Origin of the sequence: Chitinophaga sp. OAE865 (assembly GCF_040546735.1) — a bacterium.
GTDB lineage: Bacteria > Bacteroidota > Bacteroidia > Chitinophagales > Chitinophagaceae > Chitinophaga > Chitinophaga polysaccharea_A.
Map to the genome: position 1 here is coordinate 4,984,726 of NZ_JBEPOF010000001.1, position 26,281 is coordinate 5,011,006.

Consider the following 26,281-nt stretch of genomic DNA (forward strand, 5'->3'; position numbering starts at 1 on the left):
AGTGGATTATGGCGTTGAAACAGGAAGTATATTAAGACGCGGATATCTTCATAATTTCCCCTCCCTGATCATCCCCGCTTTTTTTTGTACTTTCTGATGGAAGAAAACAAAACCCGAAGGATTCCTCATATCCCTTCACCCGTTTTAAATAAAATCAGGTCTCTAATAAATATCAAATGCTACGTTATGAAGCTAATTCCACCCAAATGGAGTCCTTTCCTGCAAGGACTGTTGTTCTTGCTTTGGCTTAACCCGCCAGCTGTTTCCGCGCAGGGGCAGAAACAGGTAACCCTTAAAAGCGGGAATACCGCCATCAGCCTGGCAGACATCTTCAAAGCTATCCAGCGGCAAACCGGCTACACCGTCTTTTATAATAACCTTGTTTTGAACGATAAGGAAAAAATGAAAGTCGACTTTAACGGAAGCGATCTACCGGTAGTACTAAGTATCCTGTTTAAAGATAGAAATATCGAATGGACCTTCAATGATACCTACATCATCCTGAAGAAAAAGGATAATGCCACTTCCCCTTCCCCTAAACAGGAAAAGCTCCAGGGCAGGGTAACGGACGATACCGGGCAACCGTTGGCCAGGGCATCTGTACGGATCAAAAATACCACGGCGGCGGCGCTTACGGATGCCGGTGGCAATTTCTCCATCGCCCTGCCGGAAAACGGGGGCACGTTGCAGATCGGTTTTGTTGGTTATGAACCATTGGAGATACCGGTGAAAGATATGCGCTTCCAGGATATAAAACTAAAGCCCGCCAACAGCGGGCTCAATGAAGTAATTGTGATCGGATACGGTACCACCACCCGCAAAGATCTCACCGGTTCTGTAGGCAAAGCCAATGTGGAAGATATGCAGAAAGCCCCCGTAGCCTCCTTCGACCAGGCGCTGGCAGGTCGCATTGCCGGTGTGGAAGTAACCTCCAACGACGGACAGCCGGGCGCCGCCTCCAGGATAGTAGTAAGGGGCAGCTCCGTGAGCCAGGATGGTTCTCCCCTGTTTGTTATAGATGGCTTCCCCATCGAGAACATGGATATCAATTCCATCAACCCGAATGATATCGCCTCACTGGAAGTATTGAAAGACGCATCCTCCATCGCTATTTACGGCGCAAGAGGCGCCAACGGCGTTATCATCATCAATACAAAAAGAGGGAAACCAGGTCCGCCAAGAGTTACCTACAACTATGCGCTGGGCATACAGCAAATTACAAAGAAAATGGAAATGCTCAGTCCTTATGAATTTGTAAAACTGCAACTTGAACTGGACAGCATCAGGAGCAGCCCCTCCAACCCTGTCAATACCAATGCGCTTATTTACCTTGATCCTGCGCATGGCATTACACTGGATTCCTATAAAAATAATCCGGGGTACGACTGGCAGGATCTGCTCATACAAACCGGTCTTACGCAAAACCATTCCCTTAATATCAGCGCAGGCACTGCAGATACCCGGTACTCCATCAGCGGCTCCTATTACGACCAGAAAGGCATTATTATCAATACCGGTTTAAAAAGATATGACGGCAAGTTCACACTGGATCAAAGACTTAATAAAAACCTGCGGATGGGCGTCACCGCCGGGTATTCCAATTCCACCTCTTACGGCACCATACCTGCTGCAGCTGCCAGCGGCGGCGTAGTACAAGGCATGTGGCAGTACCGGCCCGTTTCCGGCGTGGGCAACCAGGACCTGCTGACCGAAGTGATCGACAGCCTTGCACTGGAAGAGTTCAACAATGGCTCTTCCAATGCCACACTGGGAAACAACCTGGTAAACCCGCTGCTGCAGGCGCAGAACGAGTACCGGAAAAACATCAACAACACCGGTACTATTAACGCTTTCCTCGAATATACCTTCCTGAAAAAATTCCGGCTGAAAATTTCGGGCGGTTATAATGCGACCAATCTCAAGTCTGAAACTTTTTATAATTCGCAAACACAACAGGGAAATTTATTCAAAAACCAGGCAGGCGCAGTGCCTAATACAAATGGTATTAACGGTACTATCAACAATCAGTTGAACAGTAATTATCTCAGTGAAAATATCCTGAACTATAAAACTGCTATCGGGAAAAAACATATGATCGATGCACTGGCAGGGTTCACCTATCAGTACGCCACCAACAACTATACCGGCTTCAAGTCTATCAACATACCACAGTCGACCGAATACCTGGGCATTAAAAGCATCAGCGGCGGTACTGCAACGCTTCCCAATTCAGGCGGCTCCCGCTGGCAGCTGTTCTCTTTCCTGGGCCGGTTGAATTATGCCTTCGAAGATAAATATCTGCTCACCGCTACCGCAAGGTCGGACGGTTCTTCAAAATTCGCGGCTGGCAAGCAATGGGGATTCTTTCCCTCCGGCGCTTTTGCCTGGCGGTTTACGGAGGAATCTTTTGCAGCAGGTATAAAGCCGGTATTGAATGATGGTAAGTTCCGCGTTAGCTACGGCAGCGTGGGCAACAACAAGGTGGGCGACTTCAGCTATCTGGCCACACTGGCCGGGGGAACGCAATTTGCCTATCCCTTCAACAATTCCTACACAAGAGGAACTGTGCCTTTCGGAAACGGAAATCCCGACCTTACCTGGGAAACCACAACAGAACTGGATCTTGGGCTTAATCTCAGCTTCCTCAACGACAGGATCTCCATAGATGCAGATTATTATCACCGGAAAACAAAAAACTTCCTGCTGCTGGTACAGATCCCATATCTGGGAGGATATAGCATCACATCTTTCAATACCCAATACCAGAACACCGGGGAGATCAGTAACAAAGGATTTGAGCTCACCATCAACACGGTTAATATCAAGGGAAAAAACTTCAACTGGAGCAGTAGCTTTAACATCAGCTTTAACAAAGGAAGGATCGATAAATTTTATGATGGCTTTGAAGTCATGCAAATACGTTACGACCTGCCAGGCGGAAACTATACCACGGGCTGGATTGCAAAGGTAGGTGCGCCCATCTCCCAGTTCTACGGTTATAAATGGGCTGGTGTGTACCAGTACGAGGATTTTGTGAAACAAGGCAATGGTACCTATATCCTGAAAAACGGCGTACCTGGCTATTCCCCCAACATTCAGCCCGGCGATCCAAAGTACCGGGACATTAACGGCGATGGCGTAGTGGATGCAAACGATCAAACTACACTTGGCAGTCCGCTCCCCATCCATACCGGCGGATTCTCCAATAATTTTAACTATAAAAATTTCTACCTGAATATTTTCCTGCAATGGAGCTATGGCAATGAAATACTGAATGCCAACAGGATGGCCTTTGCTTCCACAGGCGGGTATTTCCCTAATGGCAACCAGTTTGCGGAATACGCCAACCGCTGGACACCGGATAATCCTACCAACGATGTACCCAGGGCATTGTATAACAACAGGGGCGATGCCGGCAGCACTGCGCCAAAAGTAACCTCCCGCTATATAGAAGACGGCTCCTTTCTGCGGCTTAAAACCATTTCGCTGGGATACGACCTGCCACAGGAAATTATCCGCCGCGCAGGATTTAAAGGGCTCAGGGCATATGTGGCTGCGCAGAATATTTTTACCATCACAAAATACTCTGGCATTGATCCGGAAGTGTCTTCCTTCAGGGTACAAAACCCCGCCAATGCGCCCGGAAATACACCCGGCGTTACCGCCACCAGCGGTACGGGTTATACCTTCCTGCAACCAAGCAGCAGTTATTCCGCCTTATCCGGCGGTCTTGATTATACCGCTTATCCACGCGCCTTTACACTCAGTTTCGGTATTACAGCTACTTTCTGATTCCATGTTTAAAAAGATATTATGAAAACTTTTCAGCGTTTACTTCTTTCACTTATCTGTATACTGGCGGCCTCCTGTAAAATGGATGTAACCCTTGATCCTACTACCTTCCGGCCTATCACATTTGCCACCGAAGCGCAGCTGGATGAACAGGTGGCGGGCATGTATAATATTCTCCAGCAGGATCCCATGTATGGCTTTGGGTTATGGGGCTATATTAATTCCGGCGCCGACGAAAGTTTCCGGATCAATGCCAGCTATAGTACCTTTCTTACCGAGTTTTACCATATCAGTAATACAGAAGCAAATATCCTGTTGCTCTGGAGAAATTTATACAGGGGTATAGAAGATGCCAACATTATTCTCAATGTGGCCGACAAACCCCAGATGGATGAAACAAAACGATCGCAGATTAAAGGACAGGCCAGGTTCCTGAGAGCATACTATTTCTTCCTGCTGGTGAGTCATTTCGGCGATGTGCCGCTTAAAACAATGATGGCTACAGAACTGGGCACAAACTTTAATCTTCCCCGTACCCCCTCAAAAGAAGTGTATGCCTACATTGTGAAAGAAATGGAGGCGGCCGACAGCCTGGTGCCTAAAATGTCGCAGGTAAATACACCTACCATTGTTACACAATCTGCCGTGGAAGCCATTCTTGCAAGGGTATACCTTACTATGGCCGGAAACCCGCTGAACGATGCAGCACGTTATAAAGATGCGTTGTTCTGGGCGCAGAAGCTGATCAATTCCAATACGCACAGTTTAATCAGTGCCCCACATCCGCTTTATCCCTCTACCCCTGCATATGCCCGCATTTTCATCAACAAGATGCAGAATAATATGAATGATAACGGTACCACGGAAAGTATCTGGGATGCCGCTTTCTTATCCAAATCAAATGTTACCGGCAATTATGCAGGCACCGGCTACCTCGTTACGCAACAGCTGGGTGCAGTAATGGGCGTGTATTGCCCCGATGCCGGCATTTCAGGTGTGAATGGTTATTCACCCGGCACTTACCGCGTACATCCGGGTTTATACAACCTGTATGGCCCCGGTGATCAGCGAAGGGATTGGGCCGTTGCGCCTTATATGTATAAAAGCGCCGCTACCACCAGGTATTATTCGCTTACCGTAAACATCAGCGGCAATGGTACCGGGGCTGCAGCCACTGCTTATACCGATGCGCAGGGCGCTATTACATCAATAGTGATCGATAATCCCGGCAGCGGCTACACTTCCCCGCCTTCCATCAGCTTTACTGCTTACGGCACCAATTCGTCTATCACCCCGTCTGTTACCGCGCCCAATGAAGCGGTAGCTACGGCAACAGTGAGCGGCGGAAAACTTACGGCCATCAATGTGGTATCCGGCGGATCGGGTTACCCGACAGTATACGACCGCTGTGTAGGTAAATGGAGAAGGGAATACGAAATTAACCTGCCGCCCAGCCGTTTGCAGAACAATACTTCCTGCAACTTCCCGATAGTACGTTATGCAGATGTGCTGTTAATGGCGGCGGAAGCCGAACTGAAAGCCAATGGCAGCGCCGGCGCCAACGCAGTGGAATACTTTAACCAGGTAAGAAGACGCGCCTATGGCTACCCTCCCAACACGCCCGTACCAGGCTTTGATGTAACCACCATTACCATGCAGGATATCATGGATGAACGCTCCCGTGAGCTCTGCTTTGAAGGCGTTCGCCGGCAAGACCTGATACGATGGGGTATGATGACACAGGCCATGCAACAGGTGCTTGCCAACAACGACAACTACGCTCCTTCCACCTATGTTACGCCCGCAGGTGTGGCTGCCACCAATTTCCTGACCGACCCTCAAAAGTATTCGCTGCTACCCATCCCCGGCGGAGAAATGGTGCTGGACCAGGCATTAACCCAAAACCCCGGATGGTAATAAAAACTGATTAAACAAAATAGTATGAGATCCATTATATTTTATTTTCTCGCCGCCGTGATGCTTTCAGGCTGCCACCCGGATGAGGCGACCATGCCGGACTTCGACGTTCATACCGATCAACTGGCGTATGCAGCAGGCGACTCTATTACATTCCACCTCTCCGGCAATGCCGGTGCAATTGTTTTCTACTCCGGCGAACCAGGGAAAGCCTACGAAAACCGCAACCGCAAATCAATGCCGGGCGTGGAAAAACTTGTATTCCAAACTTCCATGCAGCAGGGACCGGTGCCGCCAAAGCCCTGCCCCGACTCGCTACTGCTGCTGATTTCAACCAACCTGGAAGGATATGATGCGGAACATATCAACAAAGCTACCTGGACAAACATCACCGGCCGTAACAGCAAATGGCCCAAATCATTATCTACCGGTTTTACTACTTCCGATTCCATCGACATATCAGATTTCAACAAGGCAGATAAAGTGAATATCGCCTTCCGTGTGCTGAATAAAAAAACCGGCCTGACGCCGCAAAGAAAATGGGTGATACAAAGTTTCTCCCTCTATAATTATTTGCCCGACAGCAGCAGCACACCACTGTTCACAACTTTCTCCAACACCGGATGGGTGCAGGCCAGCCTGCTTAATGACAGTGAACCGGGAACAGCTGAAAATAAATATACGGGCTTCAATGCCTGGAATGTGGGCACCTGGAATATTTCCGCAGCCGACAGCGCCCGGAACAGCAACGGGATTCCCATCAGAACAGGCTACCCGGTTACATTCAATCCCGGCACTAATGTGAACAACGAGGATAACGACGACTGGCTGATTACTTCATCCGTGGACCTGAAAACCACCAGGCCTGATGTGGGTGTGGTGATACAAAATGAAGTAGCGCTCAGATCGGCCATCTATAAATATGCCTTCAAAAAAGCAGGCACGTACCAGGTTACTTTTGTAGCCACCAACAACAGCCTGAAAGACAGCAAGAGCCAGATCAAACAGCTGACATTAAAAATTCTACCCTGATCTGCATATGATAAGATCTTTTCTTCCGGCCATCGTGATGCTACTGCTCTTTTCGCAAACAACCTTTGCCCAGGCCACGCCTGCCAGCGACTGGTTCCTGCAGGACGCTTCAAAAGTACCGCAGACCGCCGCCGCAATAGCGCAGCCCGGTTTCTCCACCAATAGCTGGTATCCTGCAGTGGTACCCGGCACTGTGCTCACCACGCTGGTACAAAATAACGTATACCCGGAACCGTTATATGGTGAAAACAACCGCCCCGACAGGATCCCTGAAACCCTTTGCCGCACCAGCTGGTGGTATCGCACGGAAATAAAAATACCAGCATCTTACAAAAACAAAAATACCTGGCTGCACTTCAACGGCATTAATTACACCGCGCAGGTATGGGTAAATGGAAAAAATACCGGGGAGATACGTGGCGCTTTTACCAGGGGCATCTTTGATATTACAACCCTTGTAACACCGGGAGCAACTGCCGCCATAGCTGTTTTGGTATCGCCTCAACCCAATCCCGGTATACCGCACGAGCACACCATTGCGCAGGGCATGGGCAAAAACGGGGGCATCACCGCCATGGATGGGCCTACCTTTCTTTGCTCCATGGGGTGGGACTGGATTCCGGCTATCCGCGACCGGAATACCGGCATCTGGCAATCCGTATATCTTGACGCCACCGGCCCTGTACTTGTAAAAGATCCGCTGGTAACTACCGATCTCCCGTTGCCGGCGCTGAATACCGCGGATGTGAAGATTGCCGCCACTGTTGAAAATATAACCGGTCAGGTACAACAGGGCATATTGAAAGGCAGCTTTGGCAACGTTGCCATCAGTGAACCCATAACCCTGCCTCCTCACAGCAGCCGGCGCATCACTTTTGACCCCGCCGTACTTCCCCGGTTAAGAATAAAACAACCCAGGCTCTGGTGGCCCAACGGCTACGGACCGCAAAATTTATATACCCTGCAGTTACAGTTTAATATCGGGGGCAAAATATCAGATGAACAACAGCTGAACTTCGGCATCCGTGAAATCAGCTACACCACGCCTGCTTCAGAAGATCTTACTATTTCAGTCAATGGCGTGAAAGTATTTTGCAAAGGCGGCAATTGGGGAATGGATGAAGCCATGAAACGCATTCCGAAAGAAAGACTGGAAACCCAGATCCGCATGCATCAGCAGGCCAATTATAACATCATCCGGAATTGGGTAGGCCAAAGCACCAGCGAAGACCTGTATGCCCTATGCGATAAATACGGTCTCATGATATGGGATGAGTTCTTCCAGCCCAATCCCTCCGACGGTCCCGACCCTGCGGATATAAATTTATACCTGGCCAACGTGCGGGAGAAAATGCTGCGCTTCCGCAATCATCCGTCTGTGATACTCTGGTGTGCCCGCAATGAAGGCAATCCGCCCAAAGTAATAGATGATTCATTACGCAGTCTTATAGCGGAACTGGAACCGCTGCGGCTGTACCAGCCCAGCTCCACTTCCGGGCGCGGGGTACATTCCGGCGGTCCCTATTATACACGCAAACCAGCGGAGTATTATGTTTTCACGGAATCTTTTAAAACAGAAATAGGTAGCTTTTCCATCCCAACAATGGAATCAGTGCAGGGAATGATGCCGCAAAAAGATTGGGAAGTGATCAACGACGACTGGGCCGAACATGACCTGGCTACCAAATATTACCGTAACATGATCGCCAAACGCTTTGGTGAAGTAGCCAACCTGGCCGATTTCGTGAGGAAATCCCAACTCGCCAACTATGAGTCATTCCGCGCAATATATGAAGGCCGCAATGCCAAAATGTTCCGCCCGTCTACCGGTGTGATCACCTGGATGAGCAATCCCACGCAGCCCAGTTTTGTATGGCAGCTCTATCATCACGACCTTGAGCCCAACGCAGCCCTGTTCGCCGTTCAAAAAGCCTGCGAGCCGATACATATTCAACTGAACGAAAAAGAAGGAAATATACAGGTAATCAACAATAAGCCGGTGGTCTTAAAAAACGCGCGTGCACACCTCACGCTATTCAATGCAGATGGCGCCGTGGCTCTCCGGCAGGATTATGACGTTACGGCCTTACCGGCCGCGGCAACGGATCTGGGACCGGTACAATGGCCGGCAAAGCTTTCAGCAGTGCACTTTATAAAGCTAACGTTGCACGATGCCGCAGGCGCGCTGCTCTCTGATAATTTCTACTGGAATACACTGCCGCTGGGATCTGACCAATTAACAGACCTGGAAAAGATCCCTGTGGTCACCCTCACGGCAACAGTTAAACGCCGCAGGGTGCCAAACAAATGTTTACTGGAGGTAAGCCTGCATAACCCATCCACCCATATAACGGTAATGACGCACCTGCAGCTGCACCGGGAGAACGGCGGCAGGGTACTGCCCGTTTTCTATTCAGATAATTACGTGTCGCTGAGCCCGGATGAAACAAAAACAATTGTTATAGAGACAAACGAAGCAGCCCTGCAGGGCCGTAAGCCGTTGATATTAGTGGATGGCTTTAACATAAATATAAGAGAGCACAACACCCCGGATGCTGCCATAGCGCTGAATGAGAACGCACAGGTGGATCACTGGCCCATCACTCATTTACCAGGCCCCGGCAGCACCACGCAAAAAAAATGATCTATGTTTACATCACGAAGGGAGTTTCTGAAAATAACCGCGCTGGGCAGCACCGCCATGCTGTTGCCTTCCACTGGCGCATGGGCAGGTGCTTATAAAGATGAATTCATAACATTGAGTGAAGAGCTGCTGCAGCAATGGGGCGAATGCCTGCTGTCGCTACAGGTAAACAAGCCGCAGGTAAAAGGGCTTCATGGCGGCATCCTGTGCCCTGCCTGCGCCACCATACATGGCCGCTGCGGTGATGCCATCTTCCCGTTATTATATCTTGCCGGTAAAAAAAAAGAACAACAGTATGTGGATGCCGCTATCCGTTTGTATAACTGGATGGAACACATGGTAAGCACACCCGATGGAGCCTGGGTAAACGAAGTAAGCGTGAGCGACTGGAAAGGCATCACGGTATTTAGCGCTGCCAGTCTTGCAGAATCACTGATCCATTTTGAACATCTGTTGGATAAATCTACACAACAGCAATGGAGAAACAGGTTACAAAAAGCGGGTGATTATCTCTATAAAAATTTCACTGTTAACACCGGTAATATCAACTACCCTATTGCCGGCAGTTATACATTGTGCCTGATAGGTACCTATCTCCGGCAACCTCATTTTATTACCAAAGGGAAAAACCTGGCAAAGGAATGCCTGGCGTACTTTACCGCCAATGGCCTGATACACGGGGAAGGAAAACCGGTTCCGGAGAAAAGCGCGAAAGGTTGTTATTCCGTGGACCTTGGCTATAACGTCGAAGAATCTCTTCCTTCCCTGGTACAATATGCAAAGCTAATGAACGATACGGCCCTGCTGGAGCAGCTAACGCGTTCCTTAAAAGCGCACCTGGAATTTATGCTACCCGACGGCGCCTGGGATAATAGCTGGGGAACCAGGAATTTTAAATGGACATACTGGGGCAGCAGAACCAGCGATGGTTGTCAGCCTGCCTACGCCCTGATGGCCGGCAGCGATCCTGCATTTTATAAAGCGACTCTTCAAAATACACGTTTGCTGGCGCAATGCACACACAACAAACTACTGCATGGAGGCCCTCATTATGTGCAGCATGGTGTACTGCCCTGTGTAAGTCATTCGCTGGCGCACAGCAAAGCACTGACCACCGTTTTATTGCAGTCGCCGGGTATAAAAGGCACTATTGCTCCTCTCCCACGGGAACGTATATACGGTGTAAAGTCGTTTCCCGAAATCAGCACATGGCTTATCTCCACCGGTAAATGGCGCGGTACCATCACCGGGTACGACCAGGAATATTCCATGAAGGGAGGCCATGCTACCGGCGGCGCTTTAACTATGCTCTGGCATGAAGATACCGGCCCACTCCTTGTTGCCAGTATGAACCGGTACCAGATGGTTGAGCCCTTCAACATGCAGCGGAACGATGATCCGCTGCCGGGCAGCTTCACGCCCGGGTTCCGTATCGTTGCCGGGGAACAATTGTATCAGCATACCAATGATCTGAGAGCAGCTATAGAGTACGCAGAAAAAGATGGGAAGATGATATTCAATACACATTCACTGCTGGTAAATGAAAACCAATTGCCTGCTGCTTCGCCGGAATGCGCCATCAGTTATACTTTTGAGAAAGATGTGTTTCATATTCACGCAACCGCGGAGAATGAAAAGGCCCTTTATTATTTACCCGTTATCAGCACACACGATGAAGCCGTTAGCCTGTCTGCTGAAAATAAACTGGAAATATGTAAAGCAGGTAATATTGTAGAGATAACCACCAGTGCTCCCATAAAAATAACGCGTGCGTTAACGGAGCGCGCTTTCAATTTCGTGCCCGGCTTCGAAGCTATCCCCTTACAATTTGAAACAAATAATATCGATATAAAAATTTCCGTAAGATCCCGCACATGAAAAAAGCATCCTTACTGATAGGCGCTGCCTTATATTTTGTTATGCCCGCCATGGCACAGCAAGGGCCGGCCAGGTTCGATAAATTCAGGGAGCAGGGCATCACCGGCATTCGTCCCCAGGGCTGGCTGAAAGAATTTCTGCTCCGGCAGCGCAGCGGTCTTACAGGGCATCCGGAAGTGTTATCCTATCCTTTCAATTCCTGCTTGTGGGCCGGCGTTATAGAGCGGGTGGGTGAACAACACGGCGACAACTGGTGGCGGTACGAACAAACGGCTTACTACAGTGACGGGATGCTTAGGTTGGGCTATTTGCTGCATGATACAGCGCTTGTAAACAAAGCACGCGCCGGTATAAATTATACCCTGGCGCATGTAGCATCCAATGGCCGGCTGGGCCCCAACCTGTTTACCAGTCAATGGCCCATCGCTGTTTATTTCCGGGTGCTGCAGGCAGAATACGCCGCCACCGGCGATCAGCGGATCATTACGGCCCTTCATAAACATTACCGCAGCTATACGCCGGAAGAAATTGGCAATGCCAAACGCGCCATCGTGAACATAGAAGGCATGTTATGGACATATGGGCAAACCAGCGATCCCAGGCTGCTGGCGCTGGCGGAAGCAGCTTATGCCAAAGGCGGTTTTGAATTGAACATGCAAACAGCGTCTTCACCGGATACGCTGGTACTACATGGCGTTACCTATATGGAAATGGCCAAGCTGCCCGCTATCCTGTATACTTATACCGGCAGGAAAAAATATCTCGACGCAGCGGTGAATGCCATGTATAAACTGGACCGTGATCATATGCTGCCTGATGGCATCCCCAGCTCCAACGAATTTCTGGCAGGCAAAGACCCGTTGCAGAGTCATGAAACCTGCGATATTACGGACTATACCTGGGCTGTAGGTTACCTCCTGATGGCTACCGGCGATGGGCGCTGGGCCGACAAACTGGAGAAGGCCGTTTTCAACGCAGGGCCAGGCGCCGTATCCAAAGATTTTAAAAATCTCCAGTACTTCTCCAGCGTTAACCAGGTAATCGCCACGGGGCAATCCAACCATAATAAGTTTGCGCACGGATCTACCTGGATGGCTTACTGGCCCTGTCATGAAACAGAATGCTGCGCGGGGAACGTGCATCGCTTTATGCCTAACTACGCCGCGCGGATGTGGATGCGCGATACCAGCGGCGGCCCTGTGGCAGCGCTTTACGGCCCCTCTGTGGATACCTTCAGCTACAAGGGTCATCCTGTTTCCATTACCGAAAGCACCCGCTACCCTTTCTCTGATCAGCTGCAGTTTACTTTTCATATGCAGCAGGAAATAACGATGCCTTTTACGTTCCGTATACCGGGTTGGTGTAAGCAGGCCACGGTAACCATCAATGGTGTACATTACAACGGTGTATTAACACCCGGCTCCTTTGTAACCCTACGCAGGAAATTCCGCAACAATGACCGGATCAACATACAATTCCCTATGCAGGCGCAACTGGTACAATGGGGCCAATGGGGCGCCGCCGTAGAACGCGGTCCTTTGTTATTCGCCTATCCCGTTCCTGAAAAAGTTACCACAGACACTGCTACCTACACAAACCTCGGCGGCAAAAGATCAGCGGACCCCGGTTTTCCCGCACTGGACATACGTCCTGCCGGTGCCTGGAACTATGCGCTGGTAGCCAATCCCACGCAATGGCAGATAACAGAAAACCGCGACAATACTTATCCCTTTGAAATAGCCACTATTACCATAAAGGCGCCGGCCAGAAAGGTCAACAACTGGCAGTTGTCAGAAAACCGGTACACTCCTTCCTTACCCAAACCAGGTTCCTTCAGTTATGAAATAACTACTGATACCATCACCCTGGTGCCCTATGGTACTACCAGGTTACGCATGACGGTATTCCCGGTGATCCCTTAATACACTAAACCCTTATAACTATGACTATCACAAACATTTCAGCTTTAGAAATCACAGCAGGCACCACTGCCAATGAACTTTGCAACCTGTTGGGGTATTACACGCCGGGCGACGGTGGCGGCGGAGAGTTTTACTGGCAACCCGGCAATACCACCGGCGACAACCGCGGCACCATCATCGTAGTGGCCGGCCTGGGCAGATGGCTGCGTGCAGACACCAATCTTTTTAATGTAAAATGGTTTGGCGCAAAAGGCAACGCCTCCACGGATGATACCCTGGCCATTCAGAAATGTATAGACACCGCCGCCACGGGCAGGATCATTTATTTCCCCAAAGGCAATTACAAAATAACTGCACAGATCAATCTTAAAACAGGGCAAACTTACACCGGTGAGCAGGGCGATTACGGCATTGTAGACTCTCCCACGCCTACCATCCTGGACTTTACCACCGCTGCCGGAAACATCCATTGCCTTAACTTCGACGCCACCACCGGCGCTACAGGTCCCACTATCAGGAACCTCACCCTCAATTGCGGCGAAGCCCTCACCGGTATCCGGTATTACAGCACCAACTATTCCAACTGCTACCGCCCCACCTTACAAAATGTAGATATACGGTTAAAGGAGATCGCAGATCCTATGCAAACATGTGTATGGTGGGAACCTGTGTATCTCGGCACTATGGACCGGTGCCTGTTCCGCGGCGGCAGGATAGGCATAAAACTTATCGGGTGTTTTATGAACCGCATCATCAATGTAACCACGCAGCAGGGTATTTATAACAATGGTAATCCGCCAGTGGCAGCCATTTATACCAGGCAAACCAGGGCAGGGAAAACAGGCTCCTATATAGGCGGCAGGAATTTAATTGAAACATCGGAGCCTCTCATCATTTCACCAGACGCCAACAGCGTGATGATCGATACAGACGGCGGCCTGATCATCCGCGACACCGCGCTGGAAGTAAACAACGGCAGCAGCACCGGCGCCGCTGCCAAAGCACTGATATGGATGCATAAAGATGGCACCCAGTCGCCTTTCCGTTCGGACCTCCTGCTGGAACGGGGCGCTGTATATAATACCGCCGCCGCTACCGGCGCCAACAACGGCCGGGCCCAATACGGTATCCTGGTGGAAGCCGGCATGTTTACACGCATCGTGGCCAGGGGCGTTTCTTTTAAAGATAACCCGATCGTGATCACCAATGCCGGCAATACCGGGCTGGCCACCTCCGGTACCGACTTCCAGCGGCTGGATGTGCAAAGCAATGATTACACTACCTCGTATTATTCAGAGTATGCCGGCTGGAAACCTGCTACTGCTTATACAACCGGGCTAACCGTGCAGAACGGGTTGAATGTTTATATCGTTGTCACTGCCGGGGTCTCTGATGCCGCGGGAGGCCCCACCGGCAACGGCAATGGTATCAGCGACGGAACCATCACATGGAATTTTGTAAAGGAAAACACCGGCCCCTTCCCTTTAAAACGCTACCGCGAAACCAATAACGATGTATATATCATAGGAGATCCCAGGGGTGTGAAAGATAACCAGTTCATTAACGCCAACGGCTCTACGGAAAGATTCGGCGCCGCCTGGGGATTCTTTAAAGCAACAGTGGATCCCGGTAGTATCAGCGATAACCAGTCGTGCATAAAAATAAGGTACGACAATGCCCCGCCCTACAACACTCCCATGAAAGCAACAGTAGTATTGCGCCGGCTGACAGCAGGCGCTTCCGCAGGCAGGTTTAGCATGCAGTGCTCCGCCAGCGGTGGTACTAATTTGTTAGGGAGATGGGATTTCAGTAACATCCCGCTCAATGAAGATAAACAGTACGTGGTAACCGGTTTTGCCATTCCTTCCACCATGCCGGTGGCAGACTTCTCCGCCTGGTTCCGCGACAATGCCAACCAGCCGCTGTGGGATAACATCGCCCTGAGATCCGTGCGCGTGGAAAAAGCCACCAGCTTCACCGGCAGCGTTACCATCAGTGATACGGCTACCTCTGCTGATGTTACCGCCTCCAGCTTCCAGAGCAGCGATGTTACGCTCATCAGTGCAGCCAACTTCTTATTGCCTGCTACAGCGGTCATCTCCCTGGGGCTTCCTATAGTGGATGCCGGCACGCCAATGCCGCCCATCATCACACCCTATATCAGTAACAGAACTATCAACGGTTTTACCATTAACCTGCTCCTAAAGCCAGGTACCGGCAATAGCGTCACTATACCCTATACCATCACCTATTAAAATCATCTGCCACAGGCTTACATTGCCTGTGGCGGATAATTTTCCGGGCGTTCACCCGTTTTTATGCAGAAACCTGTCTATAACATTTATACCAGCCTGCAGGAAAAAAGAAAACAATAATGGGGAAGCAATCAATTATCCGGAATACACTGTTAGTCATTTTTTGGTGCAGCAGCCAGTTATCCGCCAGCAGCCAGGGTACACAGGCATATGATCCTGAGAAGACATATGCAGCGCCCACCGATGAACTGGTAAAAACTAAATTATCACATTGGCAGGAACTGAAGTTTGGCCTGTTTATGCATTGGGGAACCTACAGCCAGTGGGGTATTGTGGAATCATGGTCGCTCTCCCCGGAAGACTATCCATTTACCAAACGTACAGGCCCCTATGCTGCCAACTGGTTTCAATACAAACAGGCATATGAAAAACTGCAAACCACTTTCAACCCCGTTCACTTTAACCCCGATAAATGGGCCGATGCCGCAAAAGCAGCCGGGATGCGCTACGTAGTGTTTACAACCAAGCACCACGACGGGTTCTGCATGTTTGATACAAAGTACACCGACTATAAGATCACCAGCGCCCGAACACCTTTTTCATCCAATCCACGCAGCAATATTTCCCTGGAAATTTTCAACGCCTTCCGTAAAAAAGATTTTATGGCAGGCGCCTATTTCTCAAAACCAGACTGGCACTCGGAAGATTACTGGTGGTCTTATTTTCCCCCGAAAGACCGGCACCAGAGCTATGATAAAAAATTATATCCCGAACGCTGGCAACGGTTCTGCGATTTCACGTATAACCAGATCGAAGAGCTGATGAGCAACTATGGTCCGCTGGACCTCCTCTGGCTGGATGGCAGCTGGGCTGGCATCCCCATGGGGCCTATTGTAACAATGGCGCGCAAACACCAGCCAGGCCTGATTGTGGTAGACCGGCACGGTGCGCCGGAATATGTGAACTATCTCACACCGGAACAGAAAATTCCCGCCCACTATATCCCCGTTCCGTGGGAAACATGCATGACGCTGGGCCGCTCCTGGTCGTACATAGTAAAAGAAAACTATAAGCCATCGCGACAGCTGATACAAATGCTGGTAGACATTGTTGCCAAAAACGGGAACCTGCTGCTTAATATCGGGCCGGGCCCTGATGGCGACTGGCATGCAGAAGCCTACCAGCGGTTAGCCGATATAGGCAAATGGATGAAAACAAACAGTGAATCTATTTACAATACCAAACCTGTTCCTCCTTACCGCCAGGATAAATGGGCTTTTACAGAAAGTGAAAAAGCCCGTTATCTTTCTTATCTCCCGGAAGAAAAAGAAAATACCTTACCGGCTACAATAAGCCTTCCGTTGAAAGGGATAAGCCGCAAAGCCGGTATCACTTTGCTGGGGGTGAAGAAACCACTGGCATGGCAGCAAACAGGCGACTCCATCATAATCCGCATTCCTGAAGCAGCGCGCGAGCAGCTGGCCGGGGAAGCCGTATGGGTTTTTAAAATAAATTAACTTACAGATATGCCGTTAAGATTGACAAGTGTTGCGTTCCTTTTTTTATTATCGCTCTCCCTGCATGCGCAAACAGATCCGCTTAATTCCATGCAGGAGTACCGCATCCGCCAGGGCCTGCCCAACTTTTTTGCAAGGCTGACATCCGGTGGCCCGGTCACTATCGCCTACTTTGGCGGCAGTATTACCGCAGCTCCCGGTGGCTGGCGCGACCAGTCTGTGAAATGGTTTCAACAGCAATACCCGCAGGCGCAAATAAAACAGGTCAACGCCGGCGTAGGCGGTACCGGCTCCGACCTCGGCGTTTTCCGGCTGCGCCGCGATGTGCTGGCACAGCAACCCGACCTGGTATTCGTGGAATTTGCCGTGAATGACGGCGGCCCGTATGTACATCAAACCATGGAAGGAATTGTACGGCAGATATGGAAAGCCAATCCGTCGACCGACATTTGCTTTGTGTACACTGTTGCCGGCAACATGCTGCCGGTGCTGCAGCAGGGCCAGCTATGGCCAACGATGCTGGCAATGGAGCATATTGCAGAGCACTACGGCATTCCTTCCGTTCAACTGGGCATGCAGGTATTAGCGCTCCTGAAGGAAGGCAAACTGGTATTCCAGGGCAAACAGGATCAGTACCCAGATAAACTTGTTTTCTCCGGCGACAACGTCCATCCCAACACCACTACAGGTCACCGCCTGTACACCGAAGCGCTGGTACGCGCCATGCAGCAGCTGAGGAATAATAATCACCCGCTTAAACATCCCCTTATTGCTCCCTATACCAAAGATAACTGGGAAGATGCACAGCTGATCGCGGTGAAAGACCTGCCCCGGACCGGGCAGTGGACCGATCTTTCCAACAGTAACGACTCCGTGGCAATCCAGTTTCGCCAACGCTTTCCATCGCTTGTTAAATCCACACAACCCGGATCATCGCTGCAGATAAAATTCAACGGGCGCCTGGCAGGTTTGTACGACCTGGTAGGCCCCGGCTGCGGCGGGTATGAGGCAGTGACAGATGGACAGCCGGCCAAACTATATCCCCGCTTCGACCGTCACGCGGTGTACTATCGTTCCCATTACTTTTTCCTTCCCCTGCTGGATCCCGGGCCACATACCATCCAACTCGAAGTATCAGCTAAAAAGTTAGATAAAATGAGTATCCTGAAAGCAGGCGATAACCAGCCCGGCGACCTGGAAAAATATAACGAAAATGCCTGCTATGCAGGCTGGTTACTGCTATTGGGCAGCCTTACAAAATAAAAAAATAAATCACGGAAACTGATAAAGAGATATTAACTTTAAATACACGTTATAGAGATTTTTACCACGTTAATAAGTATCTCTTCATGAATGATAATGATGACAGGCTTTTATTGCATCAACTCAAGGAGGGCGATATAAAAGCGTATGAACAATTATTTAAGAAATACTATAAATCACTGAATGTTGACGCTTACTATCTGCTAAAAGATGAAACAGAAGCGGAAGATCAGGTACAATCCCTTTTCATCGAAATATGGGATAAACAACTGTATCTTAACATTACCTACTCCGTTAAATCATATCTCCACACTGCTATCCGTAATAAATGCCTCAGCTTTATCGAGAAAGGGAAAAATGAGCACAAAAGATTTCATGCGTATGCCAATACACTGGAAGATAAGATCAGTGAAAATATTGTCGAGAATAAAGAAACCGCACAACAGATAGATCTTCTCCTCAATGAGCTTCCCAACCAGCGTTTAAGGGCTTTCAGCCTCGTTTACCTGGAAGATAAAAAATATAAGGAAGCAGCGGAAGAGATGGGTATCACCATTAACTCCGTTAAAACACATCTCAAGCTGGCGCTAAAAATCTTACAAAAAAAGTTTGCGGGTTATAAATAGGGATCACCCGTTTTTGCGCAAAAATCGTCTTTAAGGTACAGATGGAAGTAAACAGAGAACATATAAGAGCACTACTTTTTGAAAAAGTGACCGGATCTATCAGTGAAGAAGATGACCGGCTGGTGACCGCTGCCATTAAAAATGATGCGGCCATTGCTGATATGTGGGATAGTATCCGGCTGGAACTGGACAATGAAAAAAGCAGGCGCTTCATGGCCGGTATTGATGAAACGCAGGGCTGGAACCGGGTGAAGCCTCAATTGCAACCTCATCAGCCTGGGCATTCAAAAATATTCCCGTTATGGCGTGTAGCCGCAGCCGTTATATTGCTGTTGGCAATTGCCGGCGGGGGATGGTATTTTTCCTCAGGAAATGCTTCACCGGGGCAACCGCCTTTACCACTCGCCCAAAACAAGCTGCTGCTACGGTTATCGAACGGGAAAGATATTCCCTTAAACTCTTCGGCCAGTAACACCATTACGGCTGGTTCCGTGAAACTGGTAACCAATGGAAACAGTCTTACCTATACCGCACAGGGAGATGCCGCCGGTGAATGGGCCACGCTGATGGTACCGGGAAAACTGGATTATAAAATAGTGCTGAAAGACGGAACGGAAGTATGGCTAAACTCATTGTCCAGCCTGCGTTTCCCGTATTCTTTCGGAGGCGCCAGCCGGGAGGTATACCTATCTGGCGAAGCCTATTTCAAAGTAGCAAAAAATGAGCAACAGCCTTTTATTGTGCATGCCGGGGAAACAACCGTAGAAGTACTGGGTACCTCTTTTAACATCAATGCCTATGAGCCGGCCAGTGTGACCACTTCTCTTGTAGATGGCGCAGTAATATGCAGCAGAAAGGAGGTTAAGGTAAAATTATCCCCCGGTTACCAGTCGGTATATGGAGATGGAAAATTCACCACCACTTCCTTTGATACATACAATACCCTGTCGTGGATGAACGGCACCACCCACTTCCGCGATGAAAAATTAAGCAATATTGCAGTGATCATCACCCGCTGGTTTGAAGTGCCGGTTATATTCGATAACCCGGCCCTTGCCAGCGAAACATTATCGGGCGCCATCGATAAACGCAAACCACTGGATGTATTTCTTACCAATATTGCTATTTCCTCCGGTGTTCAATCTTATTACAAGGATAATGTACTGCACCTGAAATAATTCATTTATTACCATTCACCCATATCCGTAGAATTTAAGTCCTAAAGATGCGTTGTATATTCAGCACTTAAGTTTTACTATTTTGAACAATCGTATCAAAGCCTCTTTCATCGCTCTTCTGATCACCTTTACAGGCCATGCCCAGGACACCATTCACCTGAACGGCCCCTGGAAGGTACAGCCTGCACTATCGCAGGCTATTGCTCCCGATAGCAGCAAATGGGGCGACGTTGCTGCTGTGGACTGGAGAAGGATCACCACCGGGAAGAACAGCGCCTGGGCCGATACGCCACAGGAAAAAGTGAACAGCCTATGGTATGAACAACAAATAAACATCCCGGCCGGGTGGCAGCAGAAAAATGTGATCGCAGACTTCAGACGAATAGAAGGTGATGCCGTCATCTTTATCAATCACCAACGTGCAGGAGAACTGCTCCGGCCCGGTGGTGAAATAAACCTGGGCTCTTTCCTTCGTTACGGACAGGAAAACACGCTTCGTGTTTTTATTACCAGGGATTATAACGGTATCTCCCGGAATTTTGCAGAAGACCCGCTTCGTTATCAGTCGAGGCACGGCAGCGGGAACATCCTGCCTGTGGCTGATTGGCCAATGGGCATCACGGCGCCTGTTACTATAATTGCACGGGCGCAGCAGGCCATTACGGATGTGTTTTATATTACTTCTTTCAGGAAGAAATCCCTTACCCTCGAAGTAACGGTAGAAGCAGCAAACAGCAGCGGTACTTATGATGTGCAGGCAGAGATAACTGATCAAAACAATGCCACGGTGCTCACCCTTTCCAAAAAAGGGCTGCAGCTGGCGAATGGAAAACAGGTGTACCGTATAACCGCCGGCTGGCCCAATCCCACCTGTTGGGAACTGGACAGCCCATACCTCTACAAAGCCAGGGTAGTGCTAAGGCAGGGCCGCCAGACACTTTGCCGCTACCCCGATGTAACTTTCGGGTTCAGGGAAATATGGACAGCCGGCAACCAGCTTTTTATGAACGGCCACCTCTCCCGCTGGCGGCTTACAGATGTTTACGGCGCCAATCAGTATGGCTTGTCGCTTTACCGGCTGATGGGCTACAACGTAGGGCAGTTCCAGCCTCATCACAAACTGTGGTGGCTAAACGATGCTGAAACCCCACTCCTCAATGAAGACATGCTCAATGAAATGGACCGGACGGGAATGGGCTGCACAGTGCCAGGGCCTTCCGTTTCCGTAATACGCGATAAACTGCTGCATGATCCAAAGCTGCAGGGCGACTACCAGCGGGAAACTGCCTACTTTACCCGTCATTACCGCAATCATCCCAGCATACTTGCCTGGGTAATTGCCATGAACAGTGCCAATCCAAAATCAAATATCGATCCCTCCAGGATGGGCAAACGCGATTCCGTTTATTCCACACAGGGTAAAGTAATAGACCTGGCTTGCTCCATTGTGAAAAAGGAAGATCCCACCCGGTTGGTGTTTGCCCATGCCGATGGCAGTGTGGGCGACCTCTCCTCCGCCAACGTATACCTGAATTTTGTACCCTTGCAGGAAAGGGAAGAATGGCCGATGGCCTGGGCCAGGGAAGGGAATATGCCCTACTCGGCTGTCGAGTTCGGGCCTCCCTACTGGAACAACTTCTGGAAAGGAAAACAGTTCCTGCTCACGGAATATTTATCCATGTACCTTGGCGATGCCGCCTATACCACGGAAGGAGAAAAGGGATTACGCCAAACGATAGAAAAAAGCATGAGCGCCGGCAGCGCCACCTGGGAGCAGATGGACTTTCAGCAATATCCCGGTTTCTGGCGCTTCCAGGAATTATTTACCCGCAATACCAACCGTGCCTGGCGTACCTGGGGCATCAACGGAGGCTGGCTGTACTGGCTGCTGGAAGGCTATGGCAATCCTAATGGAGAAAAACTTAAAAGCTTTACCCAACGTTATAAATCGCTTACTGCCCCGCTAACCGGCAAGCCCGCCTGGGCCAGTCCCCGCTACGATATTTTCAAACAGGCCAATCAGCCATTGCTTGTTTATCTCGCCGGATCGCCGGTGCATACTGATAAAACACATATCTTTTTCGCCGGTGAATCTTTTGAAAAACAAATAGCCGTTGTATGGGATGGTCCGCACCAGATAGCACCGGAAGCAAAATGGATGCTCAAACAGGGAAGCAAGATATTTCAACAGGGAAGCATGCAGCTGACTGTAAAGGGCGGTGAAATAAAGCTATTCCCGATTTCCCTGAAGGCGCCCAATGTTAGCAGCAGAACAGACATGCAACTGGTGCTTACCGTTACCGGCGCACCCAACGATACTTTTCCGCTGACAGTTTTCCCAAGGCCTGCAGCAGCCGTTGTAAAAGCGCCGGTATTACTTTATGATCCCGCAGGGAAATCAGCTGCTTTACTGAAACGACTGGGCATATCCTATTCACTCCTGGAAAAGGGCAACCACATTTCCCCCAGCAACATACTGGTGATAGGCCGCGAAGCCCTGCAACCGGGCGATTCCCTCCCTTATACCGAAAAGGACCTGGCGGCAGGATTGCGCGTGGTGATACTGGAACAGCAACCCGCAGTATGGGAAGGAATGGGCTTTGAAACTACAGCCACCATGCCGCGCTATACCTTTATCCGTGACCGGGAAAGCCCGATCCTCACGGGGTTACAGCCAACGGACCTGGTCAATTGGCGGGGCAGCCCCGATCTTCTGCCCGAAGGAAAGCCGGCAAAAAGCTACGATACACAGCATGCACCGAAATGGACCAATCGGCACGCCGTTGCTTCAGTCGCACTTAAAACCCCTGAGGTAGCGGGTTTCACGCCCATCCTGCAAACAGAATTTGATATGGCATACAGCCCATTGCTGGAATGGCGGTATGGCAAAGGCAAAATCACGTTCTGTTCACTGGACCTTACCGGCCGCATTGGTACGGATCCTGCTGCCACCCTGCTGGCAAAAAACCTGTTTACCTCACAACAACAACCGTTGCCCGGATTACGGGAAGTATATTATACCGGCAACAACAGCGGCAGGGAACTGCTGATCAGCACAGGCATTTCCTTCCGGGAAGGCCCCGCAACCGGTAATGCAATATGGGTGTTAGGCCCCGGCCAGGTAACCACGCCCACGCAGCTCAACACTTTTGTTACCGCCGGAGGCATCGCATTTTATCTTCCGCAAACCTCCTCTTTTTTAACCACGCACGGATTAACTACCGCAACTAAAACCATGATACAGGCACACGCCGGGGAAGCCATCCCGCTACTCCGGGCCATCGGCCCTAACCTGCTACGGTGGCGGGATGCATTACAGGTTACCGCATTTACTTCTTCAACAATATGCGATGGGCTTCTTTCAGTAAAAAACACCGGGAAAGGTAAAAGCATCTACCTGCAACTTACCCCGGATCAACTGGCCGGCCGTTATGCAGCTTCCCCTGAAAAGCAGGAAGCCATCCAGTTAAGCGTGATCCGCATGCACCAGCTGATCGCGCAGCTGCTTACCAACCTTGGCGCCGCTTCTTCCGTTGCTGCTGCATTCAAACTTGGCAGGGTTAACCGCCCGGTTTCGTTCCATACACTCAGCTCCTGGAAAGTGCTGGGCCCTTTTACAGTAAATACATCCGGGGGAATAAAAGCGCTGGCTACTATTTTTCCCGGTGAGCAGGATGCCATTGCCGGCGCTGAAAATCCCAATCTTACCTATAAAACGGAAGAGGGTAAAGTATTGGACTGGCGGCAAACAGTGGATGCCGGTAACAACGGCTTTGTGGACCTTGCCAGAGCTTTCGGTGGCATAGATGATAATGCGGTTGCGTATGTAACTAAAAGTGTGAGCAGCCCGCTGGCACAGAAAGCTATTCTTCGTATAGGCGTCGACTATTGGATGGAAGTATGGCTGAACGGGAGATCTATCCTGCGTGTAGATGCCAACCATCAGAAAAGGGAAAACGAATTTATACTGCCCATTTCTCTTTCTGCAGGTGAAAATATCCTCACCCTCAAAGTGGCCTCCGGCAAAGGTGGATTTGGCTTCTGGGCCAATATAGCATATCCCGGAGCAGGTGAACCGTCAACCGGTGCAACGGATCAGGGGAGTTTTTACCCGGTGGCCTATAAGTTTTTTGATCCTTATCAATTTACATACTGGTAGGAAACACCATTGCAGGCCATCCAGATGCCCTTAACAAAAAGCCTTCAGATCCAATGATGATCTGAAGGCTTTTTCATTTATCAGGCGAACCTGTTGTTTTAACTTACCATCGGAAGATACTTTTTCCGGTTTTCAATGATCACCCAGATATTAATCGCCAGCAATACCAGCGCTATAGGCAACCCGGACGGTGAATAAATAAGGTTGGTTAAAACTATTCCCACCATTACCGGGAGAATAACGATAGCGCCAAGCGCCCTGAACTTATTAGTGATGAAAAGTACGCCGCCTATTATTTCAATAGCTCCAACGAGCGGCATCAGCCAGCTTATCTGCATAAAGGCAGTCATTAACTTTACCAAACTTTCGGGCATATCCTTTGGTACCGGCATGTAATTGAAAAATTTATTCAACCCGGCGTTGATGAACATAAGTCCGAACAGAAGACTGACTACAAATAGAATTTTGTTTTTCATAGTGTTGATTTACCGTAAATATACATTTCATTTTTATTTGTTGTATAACAATAAAAGGTAAAGACGGTTGTCTTATTTTTTCAACGTTGGGAGCAGTTCGTCCAGGTTTTCCATTCCCATTGTCAGACCTTCTTTGAAACCCATCTTTATGGTTGCCTCAAGCTGGGCCAGGTCGGGATAAGTGATCACTGATTCTACCAGTGTTATATCTCCTTTGCCGGTAAAGCTCACTTCCCACTGCGATTGGGGCATGTTTGTATTGGGATTTCCGGCTTCATCAGTAAAAGCATCAACAACCATAAATTTCTTTTGATCCTCGATGCTTTTATAATTTGCCAGTGCCCAATGTTCTTCTCCTTCCGGGCCTACCATTGCGTAGTGCCAGGATCCGCCTTCCCTGAAGTCCATTGTTTTTGTTCTGGCTTTCCAGGGCTTTGGCGCCCACCATTGATCCAGGATCTCGCTTTTCGTATAGGCGTCCCATACTAAAGGAAGTGCCGCTGCAAATTCTCTTTTTACAGTGATGGTTTTGTTTTCCTTGTTTACGGAAAAATCAAACGCTAAGTTCTTACTCATTGCTTATTGTTTTTAAGTGTTAACAGTACTTTGTCAAGTTCATTAAAACGACTCTCCCATATTTTTTTGAACTCCTCCAGCCATTTATCTATTTCCTGTATTTTGGTACCATCCAGCTGGTAAAAAATTTCCCTGCCTGCCTGTTCCTGTTTTACCAGCTGGCATTCCGTTAATATCCGCAAATGCTTTGATACCGCCTGCCTGGTAATGTCGAAATGTTCGGCAATAGCATTTGGCGTCATTGCCTGCGATGCAATCAGCAATATAATGGCCCGCCGTGTCGGGTCGGCAATGGCCTGGAAAACATCTCTTCTCATTTGTCTTATTTTTACTTTCGCAACCGTTCAGTTGCAAATATAAGCAACTAATCGGTTGCGCAAAATATTTTTTTCCGGAGAGGGCATCAGAGCTAAAAGAAAAAGGGAATTAACCCTTTGCAACTCGTTAATTATGAGCACAAAGCATTTATTCCTGCGGCAAGGGCTCCGTTAATAAAAAAGTTGGAAGTGCGGCATTAGTGGGCTGCAACAATGGCTTTCAGGTACTAAGTTACCGGCAGGCCCGGTGGTAAGTCTGATGAACGTTAACCGGTTACACAGGGGTTATCCTGCATCATACCTTCTATCATTTTCTTTATCATTACCATCGTAGTATTCCAATAGAAATTCAGATGATGGTATATAGTTGCGGTAGGAAAATTAGTGATGGTTAATGACAACAAAGTTTGTTCCCCCTGCGGTTCAAACATAAAGCGGATAATTGAATAGTTCTCTGCGCTATCAGGTAACCTGGATATGGAGCTTAGAAAATTATAGCTAACAACCTGCTCCGGTAGATACTCCAGTACGGTACCTTTATTTTCAAACCTGGCATGATGAAACCCGCTGATCACAATCGGGGCTCCCACTACCCAGGTGGTTGCTACTTCCAGCTCCAGTTCAGGCCCTCCCATCCATGCTGTCATCAAACCAACATCTGTGATCGCGTGCCATACCCGGGCAACCGGGGCGTTGATGCTTATCTGTTTACCTATGACCTCTTCCATT

At 49.3% G+C, this 26,281-nt stretch carries 16 protein-coding genes; 12 read left to right on the forward strand and 4 right to left on the reverse strand.

Annotated features, from left to right (window positions below; all coding sequences use genetic code 11):
• Window positions 1-186: 186 nt before the first annotated feature.
• The 12 genes from ABIE50_RS20230 to ABIE50_RS20285 all read left to right on the forward strand — a co-directional run bounded on the left by ABIE50_RS20230 (window position 187) and on the right by ABIE50_RS20285 (window position 24,183).
• Window positions 187-3,792 (forward strand): SusC/RagA family TonB-linked outer membrane protein, encoded by a 3,606-nt coding sequence (locus ABIE50_RS20230; protein WP_209858028.1) that lies wholly within the window; start codon window positions 187-189, stop codon window positions 3,790-3,792.
• Between the two features lie 21 nt (window positions 3,793-3,813).
• A complete protein-coding gene (locus tag ABIE50_RS20235; protein WP_209858029.1) occupies window positions 3,814-5,709 on the forward strand; it encodes a RagB/SusD family nutrient uptake outer membrane protein in 1,896 nt (631 codons plus the stop codon).
• Between the two features lie 24 nt (window positions 5,710-5,733).
• The gene (locus tag ABIE50_RS20240; protein ID WP_209858030.1) at window positions 5,734-6,741 is read left to right on the forward strand and encodes a DUF5017 domain-containing protein; all 1,008 of its coding nucleotides are present in this window, start codon (window positions 5,734-5,736) and stop codon (window positions 6,739-6,741) included.
• A 7-nt stretch (window positions 6,742-6,748) separates the two neighbouring features.
• Window positions 6,749-9,385 (forward strand): glycoside hydrolase family 2 protein, encoded by a 2,637-nt coding sequence (locus ABIE50_RS20245; protein ID WP_209858031.1) that lies wholly within the window; start codon window positions 6,749-6,751, stop codon window positions 9,383-9,385.
• Window positions 9,386-9,388: 3 nt separating this feature from the next.
• Window positions 9,389-11,263: an ulvan lysase-like protein gene (locus tag ABIE50_RS20250; RefSeq protein ID WP_209858032.1), complete on the forward strand. Its 1,875-nt coding sequence runs from the start codon at window positions 9,389-9,391 to the stop codon at window positions 11,261-11,263.
• Window positions 11,260-13,185 (forward strand): beta-L-arabinofuranosidase domain-containing protein, encoded by a 1,926-nt coding sequence (locus ABIE50_RS20255; protein ID WP_209858033.1) that lies wholly within the window; start codon window positions 11,260-11,262, stop codon window positions 13,183-13,185. The genes ABIE50_RS20250 and ABIE50_RS20255 overlap by 4 nt, the downstream gene beginning before the upstream one ends.
• Window positions 13,186-13,205: 20 nt before the next feature.
• Entirely contained in the window at window positions 13,206-15,440 is a 2,235-nt protein-coding gene (locus ABIE50_RS20260) for a glycosyl hydrolase family 28-related protein (protein WP_209858034.1), read from the forward strand.
• Between the two features lie 119 nt (window positions 15,441-15,559).
• Window positions 15,560-16,957, forward strand: a complete 1,398-nt coding sequence (locus ABIE50_RS20265) for an alpha-L-fucosidase (RefSeq protein WP_209858035.1) — start codon at window positions 15,560-15,562, stop codon at window positions 16,955-16,957.
• A 9-nt stretch (window positions 16,958-16,966) separates the two neighbouring features.
• Complete coding sequence (locus tag ABIE50_RS20270; RefSeq protein ID WP_209858036.1) at window positions 16,967-18,220, forward strand: SGNH/GDSL hydrolase family protein; 1,254 nt, start codon at window positions 16,967-16,969, stop codon at window positions 18,218-18,220.
• An 86-nt stretch (window positions 18,221-18,306) separates the two neighbouring features.
• Entirely contained in the window at window positions 18,307-18,846 is a 540-nt protein-coding gene (locus ABIE50_RS20275; RefSeq protein WP_209858037.1) for a sigma-70 family RNA polymerase sigma factor, read from the forward strand.
• Between the two features lie 41 nt (window positions 18,847-18,887).
• Window positions 18,888-20,024 (forward strand): FecR family protein, encoded by a 1,137-nt coding sequence (locus tag ABIE50_RS20280; RefSeq protein ID WP_209858038.1) that lies wholly within the window; start codon window positions 18,888-18,890, stop codon window positions 20,022-20,024.
• A gap of 82 nt (window positions 20,025-20,106) precedes the next feature.
• Complete coding sequence (locus ABIE50_RS20285; protein WP_209858039.1) at window positions 20,107-24,183, forward strand: glycoside hydrolase family 2 protein; 4,077 nt, start codon at window positions 20,107-20,109, stop codon at window positions 24,181-24,183.
• Window positions 24,184-24,281: 98 nt separating this feature from the next.
• Here the strand turns inward: ABIE50_RS20285 and ABIE50_RS20290 are convergent, their stop codons facing one another.
• From ABIE50_RS20290 to ABIE50_RS20305, 4 genes are all read right to left on the reverse strand, one after another.
• A complete protein-coding gene (locus ABIE50_RS20290; RefSeq protein ID WP_142687311.1) occupies window positions 24,282-24,659 on the reverse strand; it encodes a DoxX family protein in 378 nt (125 codons plus the stop codon).
• Window positions 24,660-24,731: 72 nt separating this feature from the next.
• Window positions 24,732-25,235: an SRPBCC family protein gene (locus tag ABIE50_RS20295; protein ID WP_209858040.1), complete on the reverse strand. Its 504-nt coding sequence runs from the start codon at window positions 25,233-25,235 to the stop codon at window positions 24,732-24,734.
• Complete coding sequence (locus ABIE50_RS20300) at window positions 25,232-25,552, reverse strand: ArsR/SmtB family transcription factor (RefSeq protein ID WP_209858041.1); 321 nt, start codon at window positions 25,550-25,552, stop codon at window positions 25,232-25,234. The genes ABIE50_RS20295 and ABIE50_RS20300 overlap by 4 nt, the downstream gene beginning before the upstream one ends.
• A 266-nt stretch (window positions 25,553-25,818) precedes the next feature.
• On the reverse strand, window positions 25,819-26,280 hold the full coding sequence (locus tag ABIE50_RS20305; protein WP_209858042.1) for an SRPBCC family protein: 462 nt from the start codon (window positions 26,278-26,280) through the stop codon (window positions 25,819-25,821).
• Window position 26,281 lies beyond the last annotated feature (1 nt).

Bases quoted from the DNA above. Each gene is read 5' to 3' on its own strand.
- ABIE50_RS20230 (WP_209858028.1), top strand. From the start codon at position 187: ATGAAGCTAATTCCACCCAAATGGAGTCCTTTCCTGCAAGGACTGTTG.
- ABIE50_RS20235 (WP_209858029.1), top strand. From the start codon at position 3,814: ATGAAAACTTTTCAGCGTTTACTTCTTTCACTTATCTGTATACTGGCG.
- ABIE50_RS20240 (WP_209858030.1), top strand. From the start codon at position 5,734: ATGAGATCCATTATATTTTATTTTCTCGCCGCCGTGATGCTTTCAGGC.
- ABIE50_RS20245 (WP_209858031.1), top strand. From the start codon at position 6,749: ATGATAAGATCTTTTCTTCCGGCCATCGTGATGCTACTGCTCTTTTCG.
- ABIE50_RS20250 (WP_209858032.1), top strand. From the start codon at position 9,389: ATGTTTACATCACGAAGGGAGTTTCTGAAAATAACCGCGCTGGGCAGC.
- ABIE50_RS20255 (WP_209858033.1), top strand. From the start codon at position 11,260: ATGAAAAAAGCATCCTTACTGATAGGCGCTGCCTTATATTTTGTTATG.
- ABIE50_RS20260 (WP_209858034.1), top strand. From the start codon at position 13,206: ATGACTATCACAAACATTTCAGCTTTAGAAATCACAGCAGGCACCACT.
- ABIE50_RS20265 (WP_209858035.1), top strand. From the start codon at position 15,560: ATGGGGAAGCAATCAATTATCCGGAATACACTGTTAGTCATTTTTTGG.
- ABIE50_RS20270 (WP_209858036.1), top strand. From the start codon at position 16,967: ATGCCGTTAAGATTGACAAGTGTTGCGTTCCTTTTTTTATTATCGCTC.
- ABIE50_RS20275 (WP_209858037.1), top strand. From the start codon at position 18,307: ATGAATGATAATGATGACAGGCTTTTATTGCATCAACTCAAGGAGGGC.
- ABIE50_RS20280 (WP_209858038.1), top strand. From the start codon at position 18,888: ATGGAAGTAAACAGAGAACATATAAGAGCACTACTTTTTGAAAAAGTG.
- ABIE50_RS20290 (WP_142687311.1), bottom strand. From the start codon at position 24,659: ATGAAAAACAAAATTCTATTTGTAGTCAGTCTTCTGTTCGGACTTATG.
- ABIE50_RS20295 (WP_209858040.1), bottom strand. From the start codon at position 25,235: ATGAGTAAGAACTTAGCGTTTGATTTTTCCGTAAACAAGGAAAACAAA.
- ABIE50_RS20300 (WP_209858041.1), bottom strand. From the start codon at position 25,552: ATGAGAAGAGATGTTTTCCAGGCCATTGCCGACCCGACACGGCGGGCC.
- ABIE50_RS20305 (WP_209858042.1), bottom strand. From the start codon at position 26,280: ATGGAAGAGGTCATAGGTAAACAGATAAGCATCAACGCCCCGGTTGCC.